This window comes from Halalkalibacter sp. APA_J-10(15) (genome assembly GCF_023017105.1).
Classification (GTDB): domain Bacteria; phylum Bacillota; class Bacilli; order Bacillales; family Bacillaceae_D; genus Halalkalibacter.
The window spans coordinates 15,611-35,959 of the sequence record NZ_JALKEV010000009.1; the positions used below are offsets into that span (position 1 = coordinate 15,611).

Here is a 20,349-nt window from a genome sequence, read left to right on the forward strand (position 1 = left end):
TGAACGAAATGGACGGTTTTCAAAAACGAAAAGAACAAAAAAAGCGAAACATTCTCGAGGCTGCGCAGCAACTTTTTATGATTTATGGTGTTCAAAAAGTTTCGATTGCTGAAATTGCTAAAAAAGCGAATGTATCTCAAGTAACGATTTACAATTATTTTGAAAATAAACATACATTAATTAATGAGGTATTTATTTATTACGTTGATGAGGCATTAAAGGAATTTGAAACGACGGTCTTTAGTGATGCCCCATTTCCAGAGAAGATAAAAAAATTGATTTTTGCCAAAAAGCGTGTAGCAAATGAAATTCACCAAGAATTTTATGAGTATTTAATGAATGAGTATTCAACTGAAGGAAATTATATTGAGAGAGTATATGAAGAAAAAGCCGTTCCGTATTTTACTCATCTTTTCAATGAAGGGAAAAAGGAAGGGTATTTAAATCCAGAGCTTTCACACGAAGCGATTTTATTTTATTTGAAAATGCTAAGTGAATACATTCAACGTGAGGACGTTTATCGTCACATCCTCCCACTAACGGAAGATATCACTCGTATTTTCTTTTATGGTATTATGGATCAGCATTAAATGGCTCAATATCCTTATAAATACTGAATGGAAAATATCAGGAATGACTCTTTCTATCATGTCTAGTAGACTGATAGAAAGGAGTCTAGAAAAAGAAATGATGACTAATAAATACAGCGGTGATCCCACCTAATACAATAATGATTAAATTCATTCCAAAAATTGCAAGGATTATGGATGCAAGACCACCGATGATGGCGGCTGGCACATGATCAACAGAGTATAAAATTCCCGGAAAAATTAAACTTGCTAACACAGCATATGGGACGAACTGTAAGAAGCGTTGTAGGAAGTTTGGTAACTCAATCGAATGTAAAAAAACCATTGGTAACATCCGTGGTATGAATGTTACGAGTCCCATACATAAAACTAATAGGAAATATTCAATCATTTCATTTCCTCCTTTGGATACAATAGTGCGCCAATTGAAGCGGCAATAACTGTTGTGCCGATGATCTGCATCCCACTTGATACTTGTATAAAATAAGGTACGATCCAATAAAATAACGAACTAACGAACAAGGCAATTGAGACGACAACAATCGTTTCTTTTGATTTCTTTAAACTAGGAACTAATAAACCGATAAACATGGAATAAAGGGCAATTCCCATACTTGATTGAATCGAGGTCGGTAAACCAACAGCTATAAAGACACCCATCCACGTTCCGATGTTCCAAGAAACGAACGTAATACTATTTAAGCCTAATAGAAATGTTGGGTGCAATTCTTTATCTTGCTGGGTTGAAGCGACACTAAATGTTTCATCCGTAACTCCAAATGAAAGAATAGCTAGTACTTTCTTCGATGTCTTTTTTGGTAATCGTTGTGATAGTGAGGCAGTCATTAAAAAATGACGTACATTTAATAAAAAGGTTGTAAAAACAATTTCCCAATAAGCGACTCCAGCTGCCATAAGATTAATGCCGATAAATTGACTTGCACCTGCAAATATCATAAAGGACATCATCATAGTTACAATATCTGGTACTTGAGCAGATTTAGCTAGGAGGCCAAACGCTATCGCAATAGGAATATATCCGATTGAAACAGGGATGCCTATTTTTAATCCCTTTTTAAAATTCGATTCTGTCTTTTGATCAATAGATATGACATTATTCACTTTTCCTCCTCCTTAACATCATACATCATAACATATTTTTGTATGTTATGATAAACATCATACTCTCTTTAATACATAATCACAACATTAAATATAGGAAGGTGTAGTAAATGGATGACATCAACGTACGAATAGCAGCAAAATTAAAATCGATACGGAAATCCAAGAGGCTTAGTTTAGAACAAGCATCTAATGTGACAGGTGTCAGTAAAGCAATGTTAGGTCAAATTGAACGTGGTCTTTCGAATCCAACTGTGTCCGTCCTATGGAAAATTGCAAATGGGTTAAAAGTATCTTTTTCCTCTTTTTTTGAAGAAGAGGAAGAAGAAGTTGCTCTTGTTTCATTTGAGCAAATCGAACCGATCACTGAATCAAATGGCCATTACAATGTGTACCCTATCTTTCCATTTAAACAAGGTAAGCAGTTTGAAATTTATACGATACAAATGGAGCCGCACAGTACACATATGTCAGAAGCTCATCAGAGTGGCGTTGAGGAATACATTATTGTGACAAAAGGAACGCTAATTATAGAGATCAATGATATGACTTATACGGTGACTGAAAAGGATGCGATTCATTTTGTAGCACATTCCTCTCACATTTATCGTAATGAAACGGATGGTTCTGTCAGCTTTCAGAACATATTGTACTATTCTAATGAAGAAAAATAAGGTTTCAAAAGTTATGTAATATAATGTCTTCGTTTGCACGCTTCTATTAACGGGTATACAATACGTAAAAGTTTCCTCAGTGCGTTATATGGCATTCAAATTGAACAAACAGAACTAGAAAATATCGGAATTACGGATTAAATCCCATCAACTGATTACGAAAAACAAGCAACAATTGCTGATTTGTTAACGTCACGTCCAGGCGTATATTTGCAAGTAGGAGAAGAAATTGATCGGAATGAGATGGAGACATCCAAATAGAGAACGTTATGAACCGGGCACATACTTCTATTATAATAATTGGGATTTTAATGTATTGGTTTCATCGCTCGTTTAAACAAGTGAATGATGATACATGTCTTCATTTATTAAAAATGATTGTAGATGCTAAACAAACGAAAAAAGCAAGCTGCATCGGATCAGCTTGCTTTTTTATAACTTTATTACACCCACCACATATCTGTTGGTTGTTCCCTTAACAATACTTTCTGTAAATTGTCTACGGCACATTTAAACCCTTCATCAATCGACATAAGTGGATCCTCATGTTCAATGCTTACCACAAAGTCATAGCCATACGTTCGAAGAGCACTCATCATATTGATCCACTCTTGGCTACTATGACCTAATCCAACTGAACGGAAATTCCATGCGCGTGTTTGAATTTCGCCATATGGCTGCATATCTGTTAAACCATACATGTTGACATTATCTTGATCGATAAATGTGTCCTTTGCATGGAAATGATGAATCGCACCTGCTTTACCAAGAATTTTAATGGCTGCTACGGGATCAATTCCTTGCCACCATAAATGACTTGGGTCAAGGTTCGCACCGATTGCATCGCACGTTGCTTCTCGTAATTTAAGCAATGTATATGGTGTATGTACAAGGAATCCACCGTGTAACTCCAAGCCAACTTTAATTCCATGATCTTCGGCAAACGCTCCCGCTTCTTTCCAATAAGGAATTAGTTTCTCTTCCCATTGCCATTTTAAAACATCGCCATATTCGTTTGGCCATGGTGCTACTGGCCAGTTTGGATATTTGGCACCCTCATGATCTCCAGCTGCTCCTGAAAATGTATTGACAACTGGAACATTTAATAATTTTGCTAGTCGCACTGTTTTCTTAAACGTTTCATGACATTCTTCCGCGAACGCTTTATCTGGTGATATCGGATTTCCATGACAACTAAATGAACTAATCGTTAATCCACGTGATTCAACTTTCTCTTTATATTCATTGCGCTTTTCTTCACTTTCAAGAAGTTCGTCTAAAGGACAATGGGCATTGCCTGGATAGCCACCTGTTCCGATTTCAACGGAGTCCAATCCTGCTTCTTTCACATAATCTAACATTTCCTCAAAGCTTAAGTTTGAAAATAATACAGTAAACACTCCTAATTTCATCTCTTAACACCTCTCCTTTGTTCATTTGATCAACCATATGTGAGAACGATCCCATAATGATGTAACAATTAGCTGAAATCGTTTACACTTACTATAAAAGGTTATTGGATATAAGTCAATGATTGATCCAGTATTCATCATAATGCTACGGCCTTACCTTTTCATTAATACCTTTAAAAGATAAGGCCTTAGCCTACTCATTAGTTGCCAAAAGTTCGTTCAAAAATTTCTTTCACTTTCGGAACAACGTAACTACTACCACCACGATCTTCTACTTCCTCAACCATTAAAGTTACTAATAATTCAGGATTTTCTGAGTCATAAGCTACAAACCAGCCTGTTTCATTTCCATTATCATCCTGAGTCAATTTATATTCTGTCGTACCTGTCTTACCTGTCAGTGGAAGGTTAGTCATATTTGCAGCATGAGCTGTCCCCCTTGAGTCTTCTACAACTGTTTGTAAAGATTGATCGATAAGCTGTGCATGCTCTTCCGTCAGTACTTGCTCTAGCCAATAAGACGTTTCCTCACCATGAATTAAAGAAGGTTTGACAATATTCCCTTCATTCACAAAAGCTGTATACATAAGAGTTAAATGTAAAGGATTTACGAGCATCTCTCCTTGTCCATATGAAGTATCAGCTAATTGTAAATCACTTGATATATCTTCATTAGCAAAAGTGGAAGTTCTCATCCCATATGAAAATGGGAGTGTTTCATTAAAACCAAATTTATTCAACCCATCCGTAAAGGCATCTGTACCTAGTTCTAAAATGATTTGAGCAAAATAGATGTTATCTGAATACATTAAAGCACTATTCAAGTCGATTGAATGACCAGGATCGGTTACGCGTCTAACAAAATACTCCCCCCATGCTGAATCGTCTGGCTGCCATTGATGAGATTGAATCGTACGTTCATTATTTGGATCTAATCCTTCATTTAGCGCAATAGCAGCTGTAATAGGTTTAATGGACGAGCCAGGTGCAAATGACTGTGTAAATCGATTTGTAAATGGTCGATGTTCATTTTGCTCTAATGATTCATATTCTCCTGGTTGGAAACCAATGACAAATGAATTCGGATCGTACATAGGAGAGCTAACTAATGATAGAACCTCCCCTGTTTTTGGATGTATCGCAACAGCAACACCTGCATCTTCATCTGATAAAGTTTCAACTATTCTTTTTTGTAAGGTACTATCAATGGTTAAATGGATGTCCTCTCCATCTATCGGATCTTTACGGGTGATTAAGTCCTTTTCTTGACCTTCTTCATTTATAACAGCTATCTCAATACCAAATTCCCCTCGTAATTGTTCTTCGAATACAGCTTCAAGGCCCGCTCGCCCAATTAAACTATCTTCTGGATACCCATCATTTAAGCGTTCCTCTATTTGATCTTCCGGAATAGAGCCTATATAGCCAATTAAATGAGCGGCAGCTTCAGCTAATGGATATTCGCGTGTATCGAACGGTAAATAGCTGATGCCTGGCACTGTTAAACGTAAATGTTCAACATAATCCTCTTGGTCACTTCTTACACTAATTAATGGAACAAATGTATCTGGTTGAACCCATGATTGATTGAGTCTTGCTTCGATAAATTCTTCAGATAAACCAAACTCTTCCTCTAAAAAGGCAAAAGTCTCATGTTCAACTCCTTCCATCCGGTCTTGCACTAACCCGATGTCATAAGCTTGACCATTAATGGCTAGCCCCTCTCCATTTCGATCAAATATTTCGCCTCTTTCAGGCATTTGATATCGAACTTGTAGGTCATCGCCAGCATTTAACATTGGAAGGATTAGTGAATGATCCCAATCGACTTCCCATTCATTCGTTTCAGCATTTCGAATGAAAGAGATATGCTCCTCGAGTTGCAACGATCCGCTTATAATATTTAATGATTGTTTATAAGGTAAATAAACTTCTGTTACGTCATCATCTCGTTCTTCTTGATCTTCCTCTTCCAAAATAGGGCTTTCTACTGTTAGTTCATTTAATTGTAATTTTTCATACACCTGACTATATGCTTGTGTAAATTCTTCGCTTGAAATTGTCTGTTTCACATTCTCAGTTATCATGTTGTACATATTGCTATATTCTTCATTTTCCCAATAGTTCAAATAAGTCTGTAGTGCTTGCTCAGGTGTTGGGTCTGGCTCAGAACAGCCTACAATTAAGAAAATAAGAATACCCCCCATACAAAATAAACGTTTCATTGTAAACTCCTCTCTTTTTCTATCTATACATAAAAATATTTTACTTAATTTATGTCCTTTTGGCTATGTTCTTGCAACAAAAAAACATCCTAAGAAGAATTCCATCTTCTTAGGATGTTTTCATCAACACACATAAGATAGTGTGAGATTTATAAATTGAATAAGCGTTAACGCAAATTAGCGCTTAACAACGTTAGCTGCTTGAGGACCACGGTCACCTTCAACGATTTCAAATTCTACTGCTTGACCTTCGTCAAGAGATTTGAAACCTTCACCTGTGATAGCGCTGAAATGTACAAATACGTCATTTCCACCTTCAACTTCAATAAAACCGAATCCTTTTTCTGCGTTGAACCACTTAACTGTACCAGTTTGCATGCTTTAATTTCTCCAATCGTAAATAAATTTTCTTAATATGCGCTAATCTGTATTTGCACGAGCAAATAGAAAAAAATTCACATATTATAAGGAATATCAACAACAAAATGAGTAAATATCCCTTATAAGATGTGAATACTGAACTCTTCATTAATTGCAATTGATGGTACATTTAAATTATTTATAGAACATTTATTAATGTATTCTTTCATTATCATTACTATACACGACTCGATTAAGTAATGCAAGTTATTTCAAGAAAAATTTTCACTTTTTTAAAAAGTAACAGTCTCTTACACATAAATTATCTTGTTTTATTCATACTAATAAAAAAGTGATATATGGAGTGATTGACATTGCAAAGATTCTTTCTAGTCCTCATTGTACTTCTTTTGATAATATCAGGGTGTGCTATTTCTGATAGTGAGGAAGACATAGTTAATGATTTGACCATTCAACAATCAGATGAGAATACGAAAGAAGACCAACCCAATAATATGGAACAAAACACGTTTCTAAATCCAAATGTGAGAACGATGGATTTACAGGGATATGCAGACTATACAGGTACATATATTTATTCAGTATATCAGTATTTAGAAACTGTCGATGAACTCTTCAATGATGAGCGTGTTATAAATGATTCAATTGTCAATGACGCAACTGAATCGTTGAAAAGATTATTAGAAGAACATGAACATTATCGTCAGATAGAAGAACCTCAGCCATTTAATGGGCTTTCAGATGTACATAGTGTAGCCATTTATGAAATTGAGTTGTTACTTGAAGAACTTAACAAAATGAAGAAAGGTCAATCAAACAATTCATTAGAGCATGCACGGCGTCATTACGAAAATGCGATCCTATCTCATAATTTAATGGAGCGAGAATTTATGTCATTATCAGAGGAATACGGTTTATATTAAGGTTAATATGAGATCACAGGCAAAAGGAATACATGTTGCTGTGATCTCTTGTATTATCGATGATGATGCGTAGCATCGTCGATTAAATCAACGATTTCTGCAAGGGCAGCTCCAAATGTGTCAAACGGTTCAGCGAGCGATACATTGTGTTCCAATGCTTTTATTCGATTAATTATTTTTCTATTTGTTGTTACATGAATTTCCTCTTCTTTAAATGAATCAAGTTCTTTTCTAACTTGATTGACTAAATGATTTCGATCAGTTTCATCAGACTCTACTCCGACGACAAAAGTATTTTCATTTGAAATGACATGAGCATCTCTAACAATTTGAAGTTTTTCCACTATTTTTTCGATCTCATTCTCTTTTAATGATTGTGATTGGATAACAATATTAGATTGATCCGTTTTTAGTCTTTTCTTTGAATCGGAGCGTCTATGAGCATATTTATCTCTTATTGTTCCTGGGCGGTTCGTGTAAATCCTTGCACCTTGGTGATTGATCCCTTCATGTTTCATCCCTAAATTTTTCCTTGTCGCTGAATGTGTATGGTTAAGAATGTCATCGATTCTTTGACCGGTGCCCATAGGAGATTGATCGGGAACCATTAAATCAGTAAGTGGTCCTTCATGATTCCGATAAAATGAAATCGTTGAATTTTTCTCTGTTTTATTTGCATTTACACCTAAAGGAGATTGTTGTGGAACGGTACAAGCTGAAAGCATTATAACGATAAATAATACAGCCAATCCGTTACGTGACATCTATACCTCCTCCTTTCTTTTATATAGTGTGCATCAATTTCCTTATTAAAACCAACATAACTCCTGAAAAATCAACCAATTAATTGATAAAAAATGTCGATTTTTTTCTTATCATTCATCTTTCTGACTTATTTCGTAGAATCACTTTTTTTTATTAAGGATTCGCTTATAATTAGTCGTATGAAGAAAAAAGGTGCTTCTATTTAGAAAACCCTATTTCTTATTAAGACATTTGGAGTGGGAATTATGATTATTGGTAAGATTGAGGATAAACGTATGGAAATGCTGAAATTTGCTAAATCTCATGGACTAACTTCGAAAATAACGATTCAATGTAGCCAGGAATTGGATAAGTTATTGAATAAAGTACAAAAGAAACCTCATATTAAGTAAAATGCGTTATACATTTTAAAAAAATTTATGCAAAACCATTGCAAACATTGAGTACATTTGTTAAGGTAGACACAAATTAATACTTAATCTTACTTCAAATGCTTGAAGTGAGGGTAGAGGTGCAAAGATCATCAGTAAACATGTTGAGGAGAATGAGCTCCAAGGACCCATGTTAAAAGGGATATTTGCCGAAGCTATTGGAAGCTCATAATCCAATCGCTGGGACTGTTTTGAATAAGAGCAGGACTGTCATATAGCATGGCTATATGGAGGGCTATCTCACACATTGAATTGGTTTTGCTATTCTTTGCTAACCATCAACAATGAGATGTAACCTCATTGTTGTTTTTTTGTGCTTCCATTAGTAGCCCAAAACGAAATAGGACAAACTAAAATAAAGAACGAGGGTGAATCGGATGAATTTCGGTCGAGTAATTACAGCAATGGTAACACCATTTAATCAAGACGGACAAGTAAATGTCGAGGCAATAAGAGAGCTTGTTCATCACTTATTAGCAAATGGTTCAGATGCACTTGTCGTTGGAGGAACAACAGGTGAATCCCCGACGTTATCAAAAGAAGAAAAAATCCTTTTATACAAAACAGTTGTTGAAGAAGTTAATGGAAAAGCACCTGTTATTGCAGGCACTGGTTCGAACAATACGTATGAATCCATCGAATTAACGAAACAAGCTGAACAAATTGGTGTGGACGCCGTTATGTTAGTCGTACCGTACTATAATAAACCTTCACAAGAAGGTATGTATGCTCATTTCAAAGCAATTGCCGAAGCTACATCATTACCTGTTATGCTATATAATATTCCAGGTCGAAGTGCTGTTAATATGAATGTTGATACGACATTACGTCTAGCACAAATTCCTAACATTGTTGCAACGAAGGAAGCAAGTGCTGATTTAGAAGCCATGTCTGAAATTATTGAGAATGCGCCAGAAGGTTTCTCATTATATAGCGGAGATGATAGCTTAACATTACCAATTCTTTCAATTGGCGGAATGGGTATCGTGTCTGTAGCTTCTCATATTGTCGGAAATGAAATGCAACAGATGGTACGTAATTTCCAAGCAGGACAAGTAACTGCTGCTGCAATGCAACATCGCCAGTTACTACCAGTTATGAAAAAGCTATTTATGGCTCCTAACCCTACTCCTGTAAAAGCTGCATTAGAAATGAAAGGAATTCAAGCAGGATCCGTTCGTTTGCCATTAATTCCTCTGACAAATGAACAATATAAAGAGCTTCAATCAGTGATCCATCCTAATATGAACTTCTTTGTTAGCTAAATAATAATGGTAATACAAAAACAGCCTTCAATAGCGCACAATTGAAGGCTGTTTTCAATTTGTATAGAAGCATTGCTCGCTTAATACGAGAAATCCATTCAAAATTACGCACATTGCCCTTGTTTTATGAGGCTCTCTTCTTATACTCTGCTCGCTCTTTTGAAAACCACATATGTTCCATGTAACCAGTACCGAAAAGGACACCAATCACTATAAATATAAACCCTACCCCTTGGTACCAAAAAATTTGCTCACCTAAAAAGATAGCAGAACTAATTAAACCAAAAAAAGGAACAAAATTATTAAAAATAGCTGTTTGTCCAGCACCAATTTGTTCAATAGCAGCATTGAATAAAAAGTGGCCAATGGCAGTAGCAACGATAGCTGATATAGCAAAAACACCATAAACCCACATTGGTGCACCACTCATTTGTTGTATCCCATTAGGTTCAATTATGAAGCTAATTATAAATAACCCAAAAGATCCGATGACGAGCATATATCCAGTCATTTGTTTAGAATCTAATGTCTTGGTGGCCAGTTTAATATACACAAAGCTGATCGCTTGAAGCAGCATGGCAATAAATATATACATCTCACCTTTGTCAATTAATAACGTACCACTCCCACTTTGAATGAAGAAAACGCCAAAAAAGGCAATGCCTATACCAAAAAGCCTCCATCTTGTAAGTCGATCATGTAAAAACCAAACAGCAAGAATGGACGTTGTAACGGGAAGTAAAGCCAATATTAATACAGCATTAGAGGCTCCTGTATGAACTAATCCTTCAGCTAGAAAAAAGTGATGTCCGACAACACCAAACAATGCCCCAAGTAATGTATATTTCCACTCGAAAGCCGTTAAATTACGTATATTACGTGCTAGGAATATGATGGCCATTACAACAATACCAGCTAACATAATTCGTAATGATGTCATTGAAATCGACGGGAAGTGTTCAACTAGTATTTTTAGCATAACGGCATTCACTCCCCAAATCATCATCACAAACAAGATCACACCGTATGTCATTAGTAATGAATGTTTCATTTAACCCCTTCTCTCCACTAACCATTATCTATAGTTTTACTCTATCGTCGTATGTATCTTATCATGTTCACCGTGTATCGTACATCACAATGGACGTTCATATTTAACAACTATTTATCATAAATAGTCATTATTTGATTAAGTCGAACATTGAAGAAAGACATCTAAAAAGGCCTCTTTCTAGATGTCAATGTATACATAGTGTCATTAGACGGATTCTGACATGCGTAAGCATGATTTTTCATACAATTCCCGTGGGAATGTCGTGAGTGTATCCACTCCTTTATCCGTCAGTAAAATCGTTTCAGTGATTTCAATGCCATAATCCTCATACCAAATGCCTGGCATTAGATGAAAGGTCATATTCGGTTTTAAAATAGAGTGATCACCCTGGCGAAAGCTTATTGTATGCTCACCCCAATCAGGTGGGAAGCTTAGACCGACAGAATAGCCTAAACGAGAGGCTTTAGTATGGCCTTTCTTTTCAATTGCTTTCCTCCAGACTGTTTCTACCTCTTCTGCAGTCATACCTGGCTTAATGGCGTCGAGCGTGAGCTGAATCCCTTCCTCTACTACTTTGGAAAGCTCTTTCAATTTATGTGGAGCAGGACCTAAGGACATCGTACGCGCCATAGGAGCGTGATATCGTTTATAAGCTCCAGCTATTTCTAGCGTTAAGAAATCACCTATTTTATATGTCTGATCTGTCCAAGTTAGGTGAGGGCACGATGTATGCTCATTTGTTGGTAGCATTGGTACGATCGATGTGTAATCTCCACCAAAATCTTTTGTCCCTTGTATTTGCGAATGAAAGATGGTTGCTGCCACATCACATTCTCTTACTCCCACATTCACTTTGTCATATGCAGCTTGCATAGTTTGCTCGACAATCTTCGCAGCTCTCCTCATGCATTCAATTTCTCGGTCTGATTTAATTAATCGGATCATATTCACCAAGGTTGTTGTATCCTTAAAAGTAGCATTAGGTAATCCATTTGTTAGTTGTTGGTATGATAATCCAGTAAAATAGTGTGCATCCATCTCAATCCCTATCACTCGATTACTTTGACCAATCTCTTTCAATATATTGACGATAAAATTCATCGGGTGTTTCTCTTTAGATTGAACATAGTAGTCAGGATAAGGGATGATATGATGATCATCCAGCCAAGTTGTTTTTGAGACGCCTTGAGCGTCCATTTGTCTTCCTATCCAAATCGGTTGGGCATCTTCAAGTGTTACGATCATCATTTGATGCACGTAAAAGCTCCAAGCTGAATAATTCGATAAATAATACATATTAGAAGGGTTCGAGATAAGTAATACCTCTACCCCTTCATGAGCCATTCTTTTTTTTAGTGTATGAAGACGTTGATGGTATTCTTTTAGTGGAAACACTCTCCCCACCCTCTTTCTATTTAATAAAAAGGTACTTATTCTTTCGTTTGGAATGCAACTACTTTCCATTCAGTCATTGCTTCCATTGAATAGCGAACTCCTTCCCTACCTATTCCAGAATGTTTCACCCCACCAAATGGCATGCTGTCAATTCGAACATCGCTACTATCATTGATCATGACTGCACCTACATCTAATTGCTTAACGGCTAATAATGCTCGCTGAATGTTTGATGTATATACACCAGCCTGCAATCCATATTTTGAATGATTAGCCTTTTCAATTGCTTCTGAAAATGTTTCAAATGGCTCAATTATAACAACAGGCCCGAAGGCTTCCTCCTGCGCAATGATTGCTTCACTCGGTACATTAGTGAGAACGGTCGGCTCTAGGAATGCCCCCTCCCGTTTTCCCCCATATAAAATCGACCCACCACGTTCGACAGCATCTCTAATCCAGGCTTCAACACGTAGTGCTTCTTTTGCTGTAATCATCGGTCCCATATCTGTTGACTCTTGTTTTTTTGAACCTACTTTTAGATTTTTTGTTTCGGTAATAAATTGATTCATAAATGTCTTATAAATCGAAGACATGACGTAAATTCGCTGTACACTTAAACAATTTTGCCCAGCAACACTGAATGCGCCTTGTACCGTATCATGAACAGCCTTTGAGATATTAGCATCATCAAAAATGATAGTTGGTGAATTGGAACCGAGCTCCATTACCGTTTTCTTAATTCCTGCTGATGACATAATTTTCCTTCCTGTTTTATAACCGCCAGTGAATGAAATAAATGAGATCGCATCGTGTTCAAGTATAGGTGGGCAGATTTCGGCTCCGTCACCTGTTAATACCGTTACGACGTGTGGTGGTAATCCAGATTGTAAGAAAGCTTCCGTCAATCGTAGCGTACTAAGTGGAGTTAAGGTTGAAGGTTTAATGATGATTGCATTTCCTGTTGCAATAGCTGGGCCCATTTTATGTGCAACTAAATTTAAAGGATCATTAAAAGGAGTAATAGCTAAAACAATGCCGATCGGAAATCGATATTTATAACCGATTCGTTCTTCGTGTCCTTCTACTTGTGCAAAGGATATTGTTTCTCCTTCTAATCGTTTCGCTTCTTCTGCACATAGGGTTAACGTGGTTAAACAGCGTTTTACTTCTTTTCTTGCTTCACGAATCGTTTTGCTGCTTTCCTGTACAATTGTATGAACAAATTGCTCGAAATGGTTGTTTATATAAGAAATAGTATTCTTCAATATACGCACTCGCTCATGAATTGGTAACTGTGCTGAAATAGATGCTCCTTTCATTGCGCTGTCAATCGCCTTATAAGCATCTTCTTTTGTTGCTTCCGGTACGTAAGCGATGATTTCATTTGTTTCGGGATTACTTACTTCTGTATATTGCTTTGCATCTACCCATTCACCGTTTACGAACATTTTTTCAAATACGGTTTGAATGGCCATTGTGATCACCACCTATCTCTTGATTTAAGGTGAGTAAATCAATTAATACGGCATATGCAGTTTCTAGCTTTCCTGCACCAGCTCCGACTAAAGTAATCGGTCCAGATATGTCGCAATCATACGTGATCGCATTCATCGCACCAGAAACGGCAGAAAGTGGATCTGTCATTGAAAGTAACTCAGGTTGAACGGTCGCTCTCGTTTCATTCGATGAGTGTTTAATTGAACCGATATATTTCCATTTTGCATTTTTTTGTTTAGCGATCTTCACATCCTCTTCTGAAATGGTCGTTAAGCCTTTAACCTGTACATCTTCACGTTTTAGTGGTACATCTAATAAGACATTGGCTAAAATTAATAGCTTATATAGTACATCGTAGCCTTCTATATCATTGGTTGGATCAGCTTCGGCATAACCGAGCTGCTGAGCTTCTTTTATTGCTTTCGATAAAGATACTCCTTCTTCCATTCGCATTAAGATGAAGTTACAAGTTCCATTAAGAATACCCCTTATTTCAGAAATGCTATTTGCAACTAAGGTCTTCTCAGGTAGTCGTAATGCAGGAGTACCACTCATCACCGCTCCTTCAAAATACCACTTTACTCCATTTGATTGGGCTTCATTCAGGAGGTGCTTATATTCAAGTGCCACAGGTCCTTTATTTGTCATCACGACGTTTTTCTGCTCTTTAAAGGCTGATAAGCAATGATCTATAGCGGGTTGACCTGTATGAGTATCCGTAAATGTCATTTCGATGATCGTATCAGCATTTGTGTTCATAATGGTTTCTTTACTCGACCAACCGCGAATTAGATTGTTTGATGTTGGATAAGAATCTAATGAATCATTTGATTTGATTAGTTCGTTTATTTTGTATAAATCTAAACCATTTTCATCATGAATAGCCCCTTTATATAAATCACAGATTGAAACAACAACAAACGTATGACCTAGTTTTTGTAATGTTTGTTCCTTTTTAATGAGTAATTCAATAACCGTTTGACCAACTCCACCAAAACCAATTAAAGCGATCTTATGTTCCATTGTTATCACTCCTTAATTGATTAATAACAAACTGAACCAGAGTATTCATTCCAAATACTAGTGCTTTTTCATCAAAGTCAAAGGATGGATGATGTAAAGTAGTATCAATGTGGCCTTCTTTTTTTGCGCCTATAAATAGAAATGCGCCTTTCATTCGATTTGTAAAATGACTAAAATCCTCTCCACCCATTCCATACGGAATTTGATGAATCGCTACATGAGGATTTATTTGTTGTACACTATTTTTTATTTCGCGTACAACATCTTCATCGTTATTTAATAGTGGTTCGCCTTTCATATAGTGTAATTGTACAACTCCGCCATGAGGCGATAGCGAATCACATATTTGCTGTAGGTGTTGCTCCATACATGCTCTAGCTTCTTCTGAATACGTTCTACAAGTCCCCTCTAACTTAACTTGTGATGGAATGACATTTGCCGAAGTTCCTGCTGTAATTTGACCGATACTGCAAACAGCAGGCTCCAAAGGCGAAAAACGGCGACCAGGCATACTATAAAGAGCTGGTAATACGAAAGAGAGAAGCCAAATTGGATCATTTGTTTGTTCGGGATAACCTCCATGACCACCTTTTGAATGAATAATTATAGAAAAGGTATCAACATTCGCCATAACCGGTCCAGTTGTTAGCTTCACCTGACCCAGTGGCAATGTTGGGTCAATGTGCAGGGCCATAATCATGTCTATCTGTTTGATCAGTGAGGATTCAACCATATACTCAGCACCTGTTCGACCGTTATCATCTGTTGCCTCTTCTGCTGGTTGAAACACACATGTGACATTTCCTGTTAATTGACCGTTTTGAAATAATGCGGACAATTTGTGGATGGCTCCAATCAGCATCGCTGTATGACCATCATGACCACAGGCATGCATAATTCCGTTATGTTTAGAGCGATAGTCACAAATGTGATCCTCTACAATTGGTAAAGCATCAATATCCGCTCGAAGCCCGATTCCTCGTTTTGTACCATCACCTATAACGGCGATTAATCCTGTTGAAGTTCCTACTAATTCTTTTCCGTGGAATATTTCCACATGGGGTAAAGAATCAAGCTGCTGAATGATATAGTCCGTCGTATCATACTCTTCATAACTTAGCTCTGGATATTGATGTAAATGTCTTCTCCATGTTACCATTTCGTTAAATAGATCCATTTCATTCACCTACGAAACGAAGTGCTTGCTCAAGGTCTTCCATTAAATCGTTTATATCTTCAATACCTGTTGAATAACGCACTAAACCCTCTGGTATTCCTAATGCTTGTCGCTCTTCTTTTGTATTTTCAACATGACTTGTCGTTCTTGCAGGTCCAACGGTCGTTTCTACGGCACCTAAGTTAGCGGCACGATGAGCCAATTGTAATTTGGGTAGGAATTGTCTAACAGCTGCCATCTCTCCTTTTAATGAAAAGCTAAGCATACTTCCAAATCCACTCATTTGTTTTTTGGCGATATCATGGTGTAAGTGGTCTTTTAAGCCAGGATAAAAGACGGTTTCCACTTTACGATGAGATTTTAAAAATTGGGCAATTTGATGGGCATTTTCTTCCTGTTTTTTTATTCGGATATCAAGTGTTTTCATTCCACGTAATAACAAATAAGCAGCCATCGGATCGAGTGATGCTCCATTGATTTCTCGATAATGGTAAATCTGTTCTACTAAAAGCTTGGAGCCACATACAACTCCACCTAATGCATCTGCATGACCACCAAGAAATTTAGTTGCACTATGAATGACAAGATCGACATCCATCATTAACGGATTTTGATTAATCGGTGTTGCAAACGTGTTATCGACAAAAACAAGAGCTCCCATTTGTCGTGCTGCTTCAGTGATTCGTTTAATATCTGTTATTTTCACTGTAGGATTTGTTGGAGTTTCCAAATAGACAAGTTGGCACCCTTTAGCTATTTCATCTTCCATTTTACTATGGTTGCCCGTTTCAATAAGGTCGACTTCTATTTGAAGCTTTGGGAGAAATTCCGTGAATATCTTATTTGTTCCACCATACGTATCTTTAATAGATACAACTCGATCCCCTGGCTTCAAAAATGTTAACAATGAATTAGATATTGCCGCCATTCCTGTTGAGAAGCTTGTAGATGCTTCAGCTCGTTCAAGCGCTCTTACTTTATCTTCGAACGCTTGAACAGTTGGGTTCGTATTTCGTCCATATATATGCCCCTTCTGCTTTCCAGTTGCGACCTCATACCATTGATCGATGTCATCATACGTATAAGCAACACTATGAACGACAGGTACTTGAGATGCTCCATGAACTAAATACTCTTTCTCACCTGACCAAACGGTTTTCGTAGCATTACGACGTGTCATGTCTTTCATCAATAGCACCTCTTTCTTTTTTGTTAGTACTATCATACGAAAAACCATGGTAGGTAACTATTCGTCAAATTGTATGAATTTTATCATAAATTTTCATACGTCTTTGACAAATTGAGATTATTAGAAAGGTGGGTTTGTTATGAGTATTTATTTAAAAGACATTCAATCCCTTTCGATATTGAATAAAGCAAAGGTTCATAGTGGTAATCATTTATTGGCAATAAAAAAAGTGGAATGGATATCCGTTATTGAGGCCCCTGTCGAGTCATTTGTACGTCAGAATGAATATGTATTAACAACGGGTGTTAGCTTTTCAGAAAACGTACAATCTTTTCAACAATTTGTAGAAGATATTATCACGTCAAATGCAGCTGCATTAGCAATTGCATTTGGTCCGTATGTAAAAGAAATTCCTCAGTCTATCATCGAGCTTGCTGAAAATCATCAACTTCCTTTAATCGAATTGGCTTGGACGACACGCTTTGCGGACATTATTAAAGAAGTAATAAACCTCATGCAACGACATAAACATGAATATGTAGAAAGAATTGAATTAATCCGACGAGCTTTGCTTGACTATATATTAAATGGTCAATCTTTATCTGTAGTAGCACAGCATGTATCTGATTCGATTCAGTCAGATGTTATCATTGCTGATAAAAAAGGAATGATCCGAGGTTATAACAAGAAATTGAATCCTATGTTAGAAAAGGCGTGGCAACAATCTTTAAACAAGTCTTTATTAGAAGATGGACTAGAGCAAGAAACAGAAAATCAATTTCAATGGATCCTATATGATCGCAAGTATTATGCCCTTCAACTATCCATACAGTTAACAGGGCATGTTCAAGGATATGTTGTGATCGGTGATTTTTCAGAAGAACCTCTCACTCCAACGGAGGAGAAGAAATGGAAAATGCTACTTGAACATGTTACTACGGCTATTGCTATCTATTTTCTTCATGAACAGGCTGCAAAAGAAGCTGAATGGCGTCTGCGTGATGATTTTGTTTGGGAATTATCGCAAGGAAGTATACATTCAACGGATTTATTACGTTCGCGAGCCAAATCTCTTAACTACCAAATTCATTTACCATATATTTGTCTCATATTGCATGTTTCGAATTTAAAGGAATCTTATGATTTACATCCTCACCTTCCAATTTCATTTGACCATTGGCATCATGAATGTATTAGACATATTGAGGAAGAAGCTGAGCGTACAGCTAAATCAATGGCCATAAAGTTATTAGTCACTTATCAACACAAAGAATTCGTACTGTTTATTGAAACAAGTGAGCATAATGTCATTAGTCATGCTAATACATTTATTAATCGTTTAAAGAAGCGAATTCAGATGCTCTATCCATATGTTTTATTAACATGGGGAATCGCGAACCAGTTTGGCTACTCTTGTTTTAACGAAAGTTATTTAGAAGCAAAGAGAGCAATTGATATTGGGCGTAAACGAAGAGGAGAAGGAACAACCTCTGTTTACGCTGATACAAAGGTAGACCGTGTGTTAGAGCTATTATTGTTGAATAAAGACCTACAAGAAATAGCTTATTCTGTGTTGAGTTCGTTATTACGTTATGAACAAAATAGACAAATCGATCTCATTCATACGTTTACTACGTACCATGCGAATCATGGGAATGTTAGTCAAACAGCAAGGCAGTTAAATTTGCATAGACAATCATTATTGTATCGACTTCGAAAAATTGAAACGTTAACCAACTGTCAACTTTCAAACGCAGATGACTTATTTTTATTAGATTTAAGCATTAGGCTTTGGTTATATGGCATGGAAATCTAATACTAGCAGCATTGTCACCTCTCATAAAAAGAGTACAACTAGGGTAAGTTGTACTCTTTTTCGCATTCGCGTAGTTTCGCTAAGCTCATTTTAGCCCAGTCAGACTGATCAGCTTGCAAAGTGTTCTTTTGTTGTAGGATTGCTTTTTTTAATGAATCTTTGTATTCAGGTACAACATCATGCTCAAATGGTTTCATCGATGTTAAAGGAACCCATGCTTTTTCAAATTGAGCTAATGCTTTTCGTTGGTGAAAGAGCGGGACATTGATTTGCTTTGGAGAGTGTAAATCACCTTGAGTAGGGTGCTTTACAACTGCGATAATTTTAATTAAACCTCTATTTTGGTTAGCCTGACGTTCTATAAGCTCTCCAATATAAACTCCCGTTTTATATGTAGCACGAACTAGTTCAGTCAAGTTTCGTCAACTCCCATCTCCTAATACTGAGGCCTCGGAAAAAGTATAAATCTCCTTTTTAGTACCCTTCTAATTATAATCCAGGAATTAAAAAAGTAAATAAATCCCACATGAATTCTGATAACGGAACTAAATATTGATCAGAAATAGTGCCCAATCGATTCGAATCGGTAAATAAATCGACGACGACAAATGAGAATGTTATTAAGATCGAGATGATTGTGATAGCTAATATAATGGCTAGGAAAATAACATAGGCTAACAAAACTCTAAGAATCCATATTAACCATGTAGGCATTTCACTCCTCTTACGTTCCTCTCTAGACAAAAATTTCTCCTCCCACACAATAAAATAGTTAGTCAGCGATGCCTATTTTCTCTAAGATCCCATCAATAGGAACCCCGTCTCGTGCTGAAATATCGCTAAAATCATAATTTGACAAATCAAACGTTTCGTTAGCAAGGTAAGAGTCTTCGTTGTCACTTACTATGATAACTATTTCTTCATCTTCTTTGTTTGCATTAACCTCTTCACCTTTAAAGTCAGTCTCCTCTGTATTATCTGCTCCATCTAACGTTATTTCCTCAAATTCAAATCCATCCATTGGTGATTCTTGACTATAATCTAATTGTGAATTTGTCATTTGGATAATGACTAACACCCAAATACCGACAAATGCAATAAATGTTGTTATTAGTAATGCGAGTTGTTTTTTCATTATCAATCACCACCTATTATGTATAACTAATATTCTATCATTTTACACAACTTTTGTCACATTTAGGTGAAAGAAATCACAATTTAGCCATTTTGCTTGAAATAAGAAAAAGACGCTGTGACAAAACCCTCCTCTGAAATGAAAGTTTCACCGACTTTCATTATCTCTTACTCTTTAAAGTAAGGGTCTGTCACAGGTTCCTTCTATTGCGCTCCGGGAGCGAAGCGCCCGTATCGTGGCAACTAATCAAAAAAACCTGTCGACTGTCTCGCTTT

22 protein-coding genes and 1 riboswitch are annotated in these 20,349 nt (G+C 36.6%); of the genes, 6 read left to right on the forward strand and 16 right to left on the reverse strand.

Features of this window, described 5'->3' with window-relative positions:
• Positions 1–8 precede the first annotated feature (8 nt).
• The gene (locus MW695_RS11700) at positions 9–590 is read left to right on the forward strand and encodes a TetR/AcrR family transcriptional regulator (RefSeq protein ID WP_247105507.1); all 582 of its coding nucleotides are present in this window, start codon (positions 9–11) and stop codon (positions 588–590) included.
• 85 nt (positions 591–675) lie between these two features.
• Here MW695_RS11700 and MW695_RS11705 read toward each other — a convergent pair whose 3' ends face one another.
• Both MW695_RS11705 and MW695_RS11710 read right to left on the reverse strand, forming a co-directional pair.
• A complete protein-coding gene (locus MW695_RS11705; protein WP_247105508.1) occupies positions 676–981 on the reverse strand; it encodes an AzlD domain-containing protein in 306 nt (101 codons plus the stop codon).
• A complete protein-coding gene (locus MW695_RS11710; RefSeq protein ID WP_247105509.1) occupies positions 978–1,712 on the reverse strand; it encodes an AzlC family ABC transporter permease in 735 nt (244 codons plus the stop codon). The genes MW695_RS11705 and MW695_RS11710 overlap by 4 nt, the downstream gene beginning before the upstream one ends.
• Positions 1,713–1,822: 110 nt before the next feature.
• Between MW695_RS11710 and MW695_RS11715 the strand changes: the two genes are divergently transcribed.
• Positions 1,823–2,386, forward strand: a complete 564-nt coding sequence (locus MW695_RS11715; RefSeq protein WP_247105510.1) for a helix-turn-helix domain-containing protein — start codon at positions 1,823–1,825, stop codon at positions 2,384–2,386.
• A 130-nt stretch (positions 2,387–2,516) separates the two neighbouring features.
• On the opposite strand, the gene MW695_RS22700 is transcribed toward MW695_RS11715, so the two are convergent.
• The 4 genes from MW695_RS22700 to cspD all read right to left on the reverse strand — a co-directional run bounded on the left by MW695_RS22700 (position 2,517) and on the right by cspD (position 6,401).
• Entirely contained in the window at positions 2,517–2,639 is a 123-nt protein-coding gene (locus MW695_RS22700) for a hypothetical protein (protein ID WP_260505910.1), read from the reverse strand.
• A 190-nt stretch (positions 2,640–2,829) separates the two neighbouring features.
• Entirely contained in the window at positions 2,830–3,798 is a 969-nt protein-coding gene (locus MW695_RS11720; protein WP_247105512.1) for a sugar phosphate isomerase/epimerase family protein, read from the reverse strand.
• 200 nt (positions 3,799–3,998) lie between these two features.
• The gene (locus MW695_RS11725) at positions 3,999–6,023 is read right to left on the reverse strand and encodes a penicillin-binding transpeptidase domain-containing protein (protein WP_247105513.1); all 2,025 of its coding nucleotides are present in this window, start codon (positions 6,021–6,023) and stop codon (positions 3,999–4,001) included.
• Positions 6,024–6,200: 177 nt separating this feature from the next.
• On the reverse strand, positions 6,201–6,401 hold the full coding sequence (gene cspD / locus MW695_RS11730; protein ID WP_035340302.1) for a cold-shock protein CspD: 201 nt from the start codon (positions 6,399–6,401) through the stop codon (positions 6,201–6,203).
• A 356-nt stretch (positions 6,402–6,757) separates the two neighbouring features.
• Here cspD and MW695_RS11735 point away from each other — a divergent pair, with 356 nt between their 5' ends.
• A complete protein-coding gene (locus tag MW695_RS11735) occupies positions 6,758–7,327 on the forward strand; it encodes a hypothetical protein (protein WP_247105514.1) in 570 nt (189 codons plus the stop codon).
• A 53-nt stretch (positions 7,328–7,380) separates the two neighbouring features.
• Here the strand turns inward: MW695_RS11735 and MW695_RS11740 are convergent, their stop codons facing one another.
• Positions 7,381–8,091 carry a YhcN/YlaJ family sporulation lipoprotein gene (locus tag MW695_RS11740; RefSeq protein ID WP_247105515.1) on the reverse strand — a complete coding sequence of 237 codons (711 nt, stop codon included), beginning with the start codon at positions 8,089–8,091 and terminating at the stop codon, positions 7,381–7,383.
• Between the two features lie 246 nt (positions 8,092–8,337).
• Here MW695_RS11740 and MW695_RS11745 point away from each other — a divergent pair, with 246 nt between their 5' ends.
• Together MW695_RS11745 and dapA are read left to right on the forward strand one after the other, a co-directional pair.
• Positions 8,338–8,484, forward strand: a complete 147-nt coding sequence (locus MW695_RS11745) for an aspartyl-phosphate phosphatase Spo0E family protein (protein WP_247105516.1) — start codon at positions 8,338–8,340, stop codon at positions 8,482–8,484.
• 106 nt (positions 8,485–8,590) lie between these two features.
• A riboswitch (Lysine riboswitch) is annotated at positions 8,591–8,769 on the forward strand.
• Between the two features lie 131 nt (positions 8,770–8,900).
• The gene (dapA, locus tag MW695_RS11750) at positions 8,901–9,788 is read left to right on the forward strand and encodes a 4-hydroxy-tetrahydrodipicolinate synthase (RefSeq protein ID WP_247105518.1); all 888 of its coding nucleotides are present in this window, start codon (positions 8,901–8,903) and stop codon (positions 9,786–9,788) included.
• Between the two features lie 124 nt (positions 9,789–9,912).
• Here dapA and MW695_RS11755 read toward each other — a convergent pair whose 3' ends face one another.
• The 6 genes from MW695_RS11755 to MW695_RS11780 all read right to left on the reverse strand — a co-directional run bounded on the left by MW695_RS11755 (position 9,913) and on the right by MW695_RS11780 (position 17,123).
• Positions 9,913–10,839 (reverse strand): DMT family transporter, encoded by a 927-nt coding sequence (locus tag MW695_RS11755; protein WP_247105519.1) that lies wholly within the window; start codon positions 10,837–10,839, stop codon positions 9,913–9,915.
• Between the two features lie 207 nt (positions 10,840–11,046).
• Entirely contained in the window at positions 11,047–12,237 is a 1,191-nt protein-coding gene (locus MW695_RS11760; RefSeq protein WP_247105520.1) for a M24 family metallopeptidase, read from the reverse strand.
• A gap of 35 nt (positions 12,238–12,272) precedes the next feature.
• The gene (locus tag MW695_RS11765) at positions 12,273–13,712 is read right to left on the reverse strand and encodes an aldehyde dehydrogenase family protein (protein WP_247105521.1); all 1,440 of its coding nucleotides are present in this window, start codon (positions 13,710–13,712) and stop codon (positions 12,273–12,275) included.
• On the reverse strand, positions 13,690–14,757 hold the full coding sequence (locus tag MW695_RS11770; RefSeq protein WP_247105522.1) for a homoserine dehydrogenase: 1,068 nt from the start codon (positions 14,755–14,757) through the stop codon (positions 13,690–13,692). Before MW695_RS11770 ends, MW695_RS11765 begins: the two co-directional genes overlap by 23 nt.
• Entirely contained in the window at positions 14,747–15,934 is a 1,188-nt protein-coding gene (locus MW695_RS11775) for a M20 metallopeptidase family protein (protein ID WP_247105523.1), read from the reverse strand. The genes MW695_RS11770 and MW695_RS11775 overlap by 11 nt, the downstream gene beginning before the upstream one ends.
• Position 15,935: 1 nt before the next feature.
• Positions 15,936–17,123: a cystathionine gamma-synthase family protein gene (locus tag MW695_RS11780; protein ID WP_483299857.1), complete on the reverse strand. Its 1,188-nt coding sequence runs from the start codon at positions 17,121–17,123 to the stop codon at positions 15,936–15,938.
• A gap of 139 nt (positions 17,124–17,262) precedes the next feature.
• Here MW695_RS11780 and MW695_RS11785 point away from each other — a divergent pair, with 139 nt between their 5' ends.
• Positions 17,263–18,939 carry a PucR family transcriptional regulator gene (locus MW695_RS11785; protein ID WP_247105524.1) on the forward strand — a complete coding sequence of 559 codons (1,677 nt, stop codon included), beginning with the start codon at positions 17,263–17,265 and terminating at the stop codon, positions 18,937–18,939.
• A 38-nt stretch (positions 18,940–18,977) separates the two neighbouring features.
• Here the strand turns inward: MW695_RS11785 and kapB are convergent, their stop codons facing one another.
• The 3 genes from kapB to MW695_RS11800 form a co-directional block, all read right to left on the reverse strand.
• Positions 18,978–19,355 carry a kinase-associated lipoprotein KapB gene (gene kapB / locus MW695_RS11790; RefSeq protein WP_247105526.1) on the reverse strand — a complete coding sequence of 126 codons (378 nt, stop codon included), beginning with the start codon at positions 19,353–19,355 and terminating at the stop codon, positions 18,978–18,980.
• A gap of 73 nt (positions 19,356–19,428) precedes the next feature.
• Positions 19,429–19,653 carry a hypothetical protein gene (locus MW695_RS11795; protein WP_247105527.1) on the reverse strand — a complete coding sequence of 75 codons (225 nt, stop codon included), beginning with the start codon at positions 19,651–19,653 and terminating at the stop codon, positions 19,429–19,431.
• 58 nt (positions 19,654–19,711) lie between these two features.
• Entirely contained in the window at positions 19,712–20,074 is a 363-nt protein-coding gene (locus tag MW695_RS11800) for a hypothetical protein (RefSeq protein WP_247105528.1), read from the reverse strand.
• Positions 20,075–20,349 lie beyond the last annotated feature (275 nt).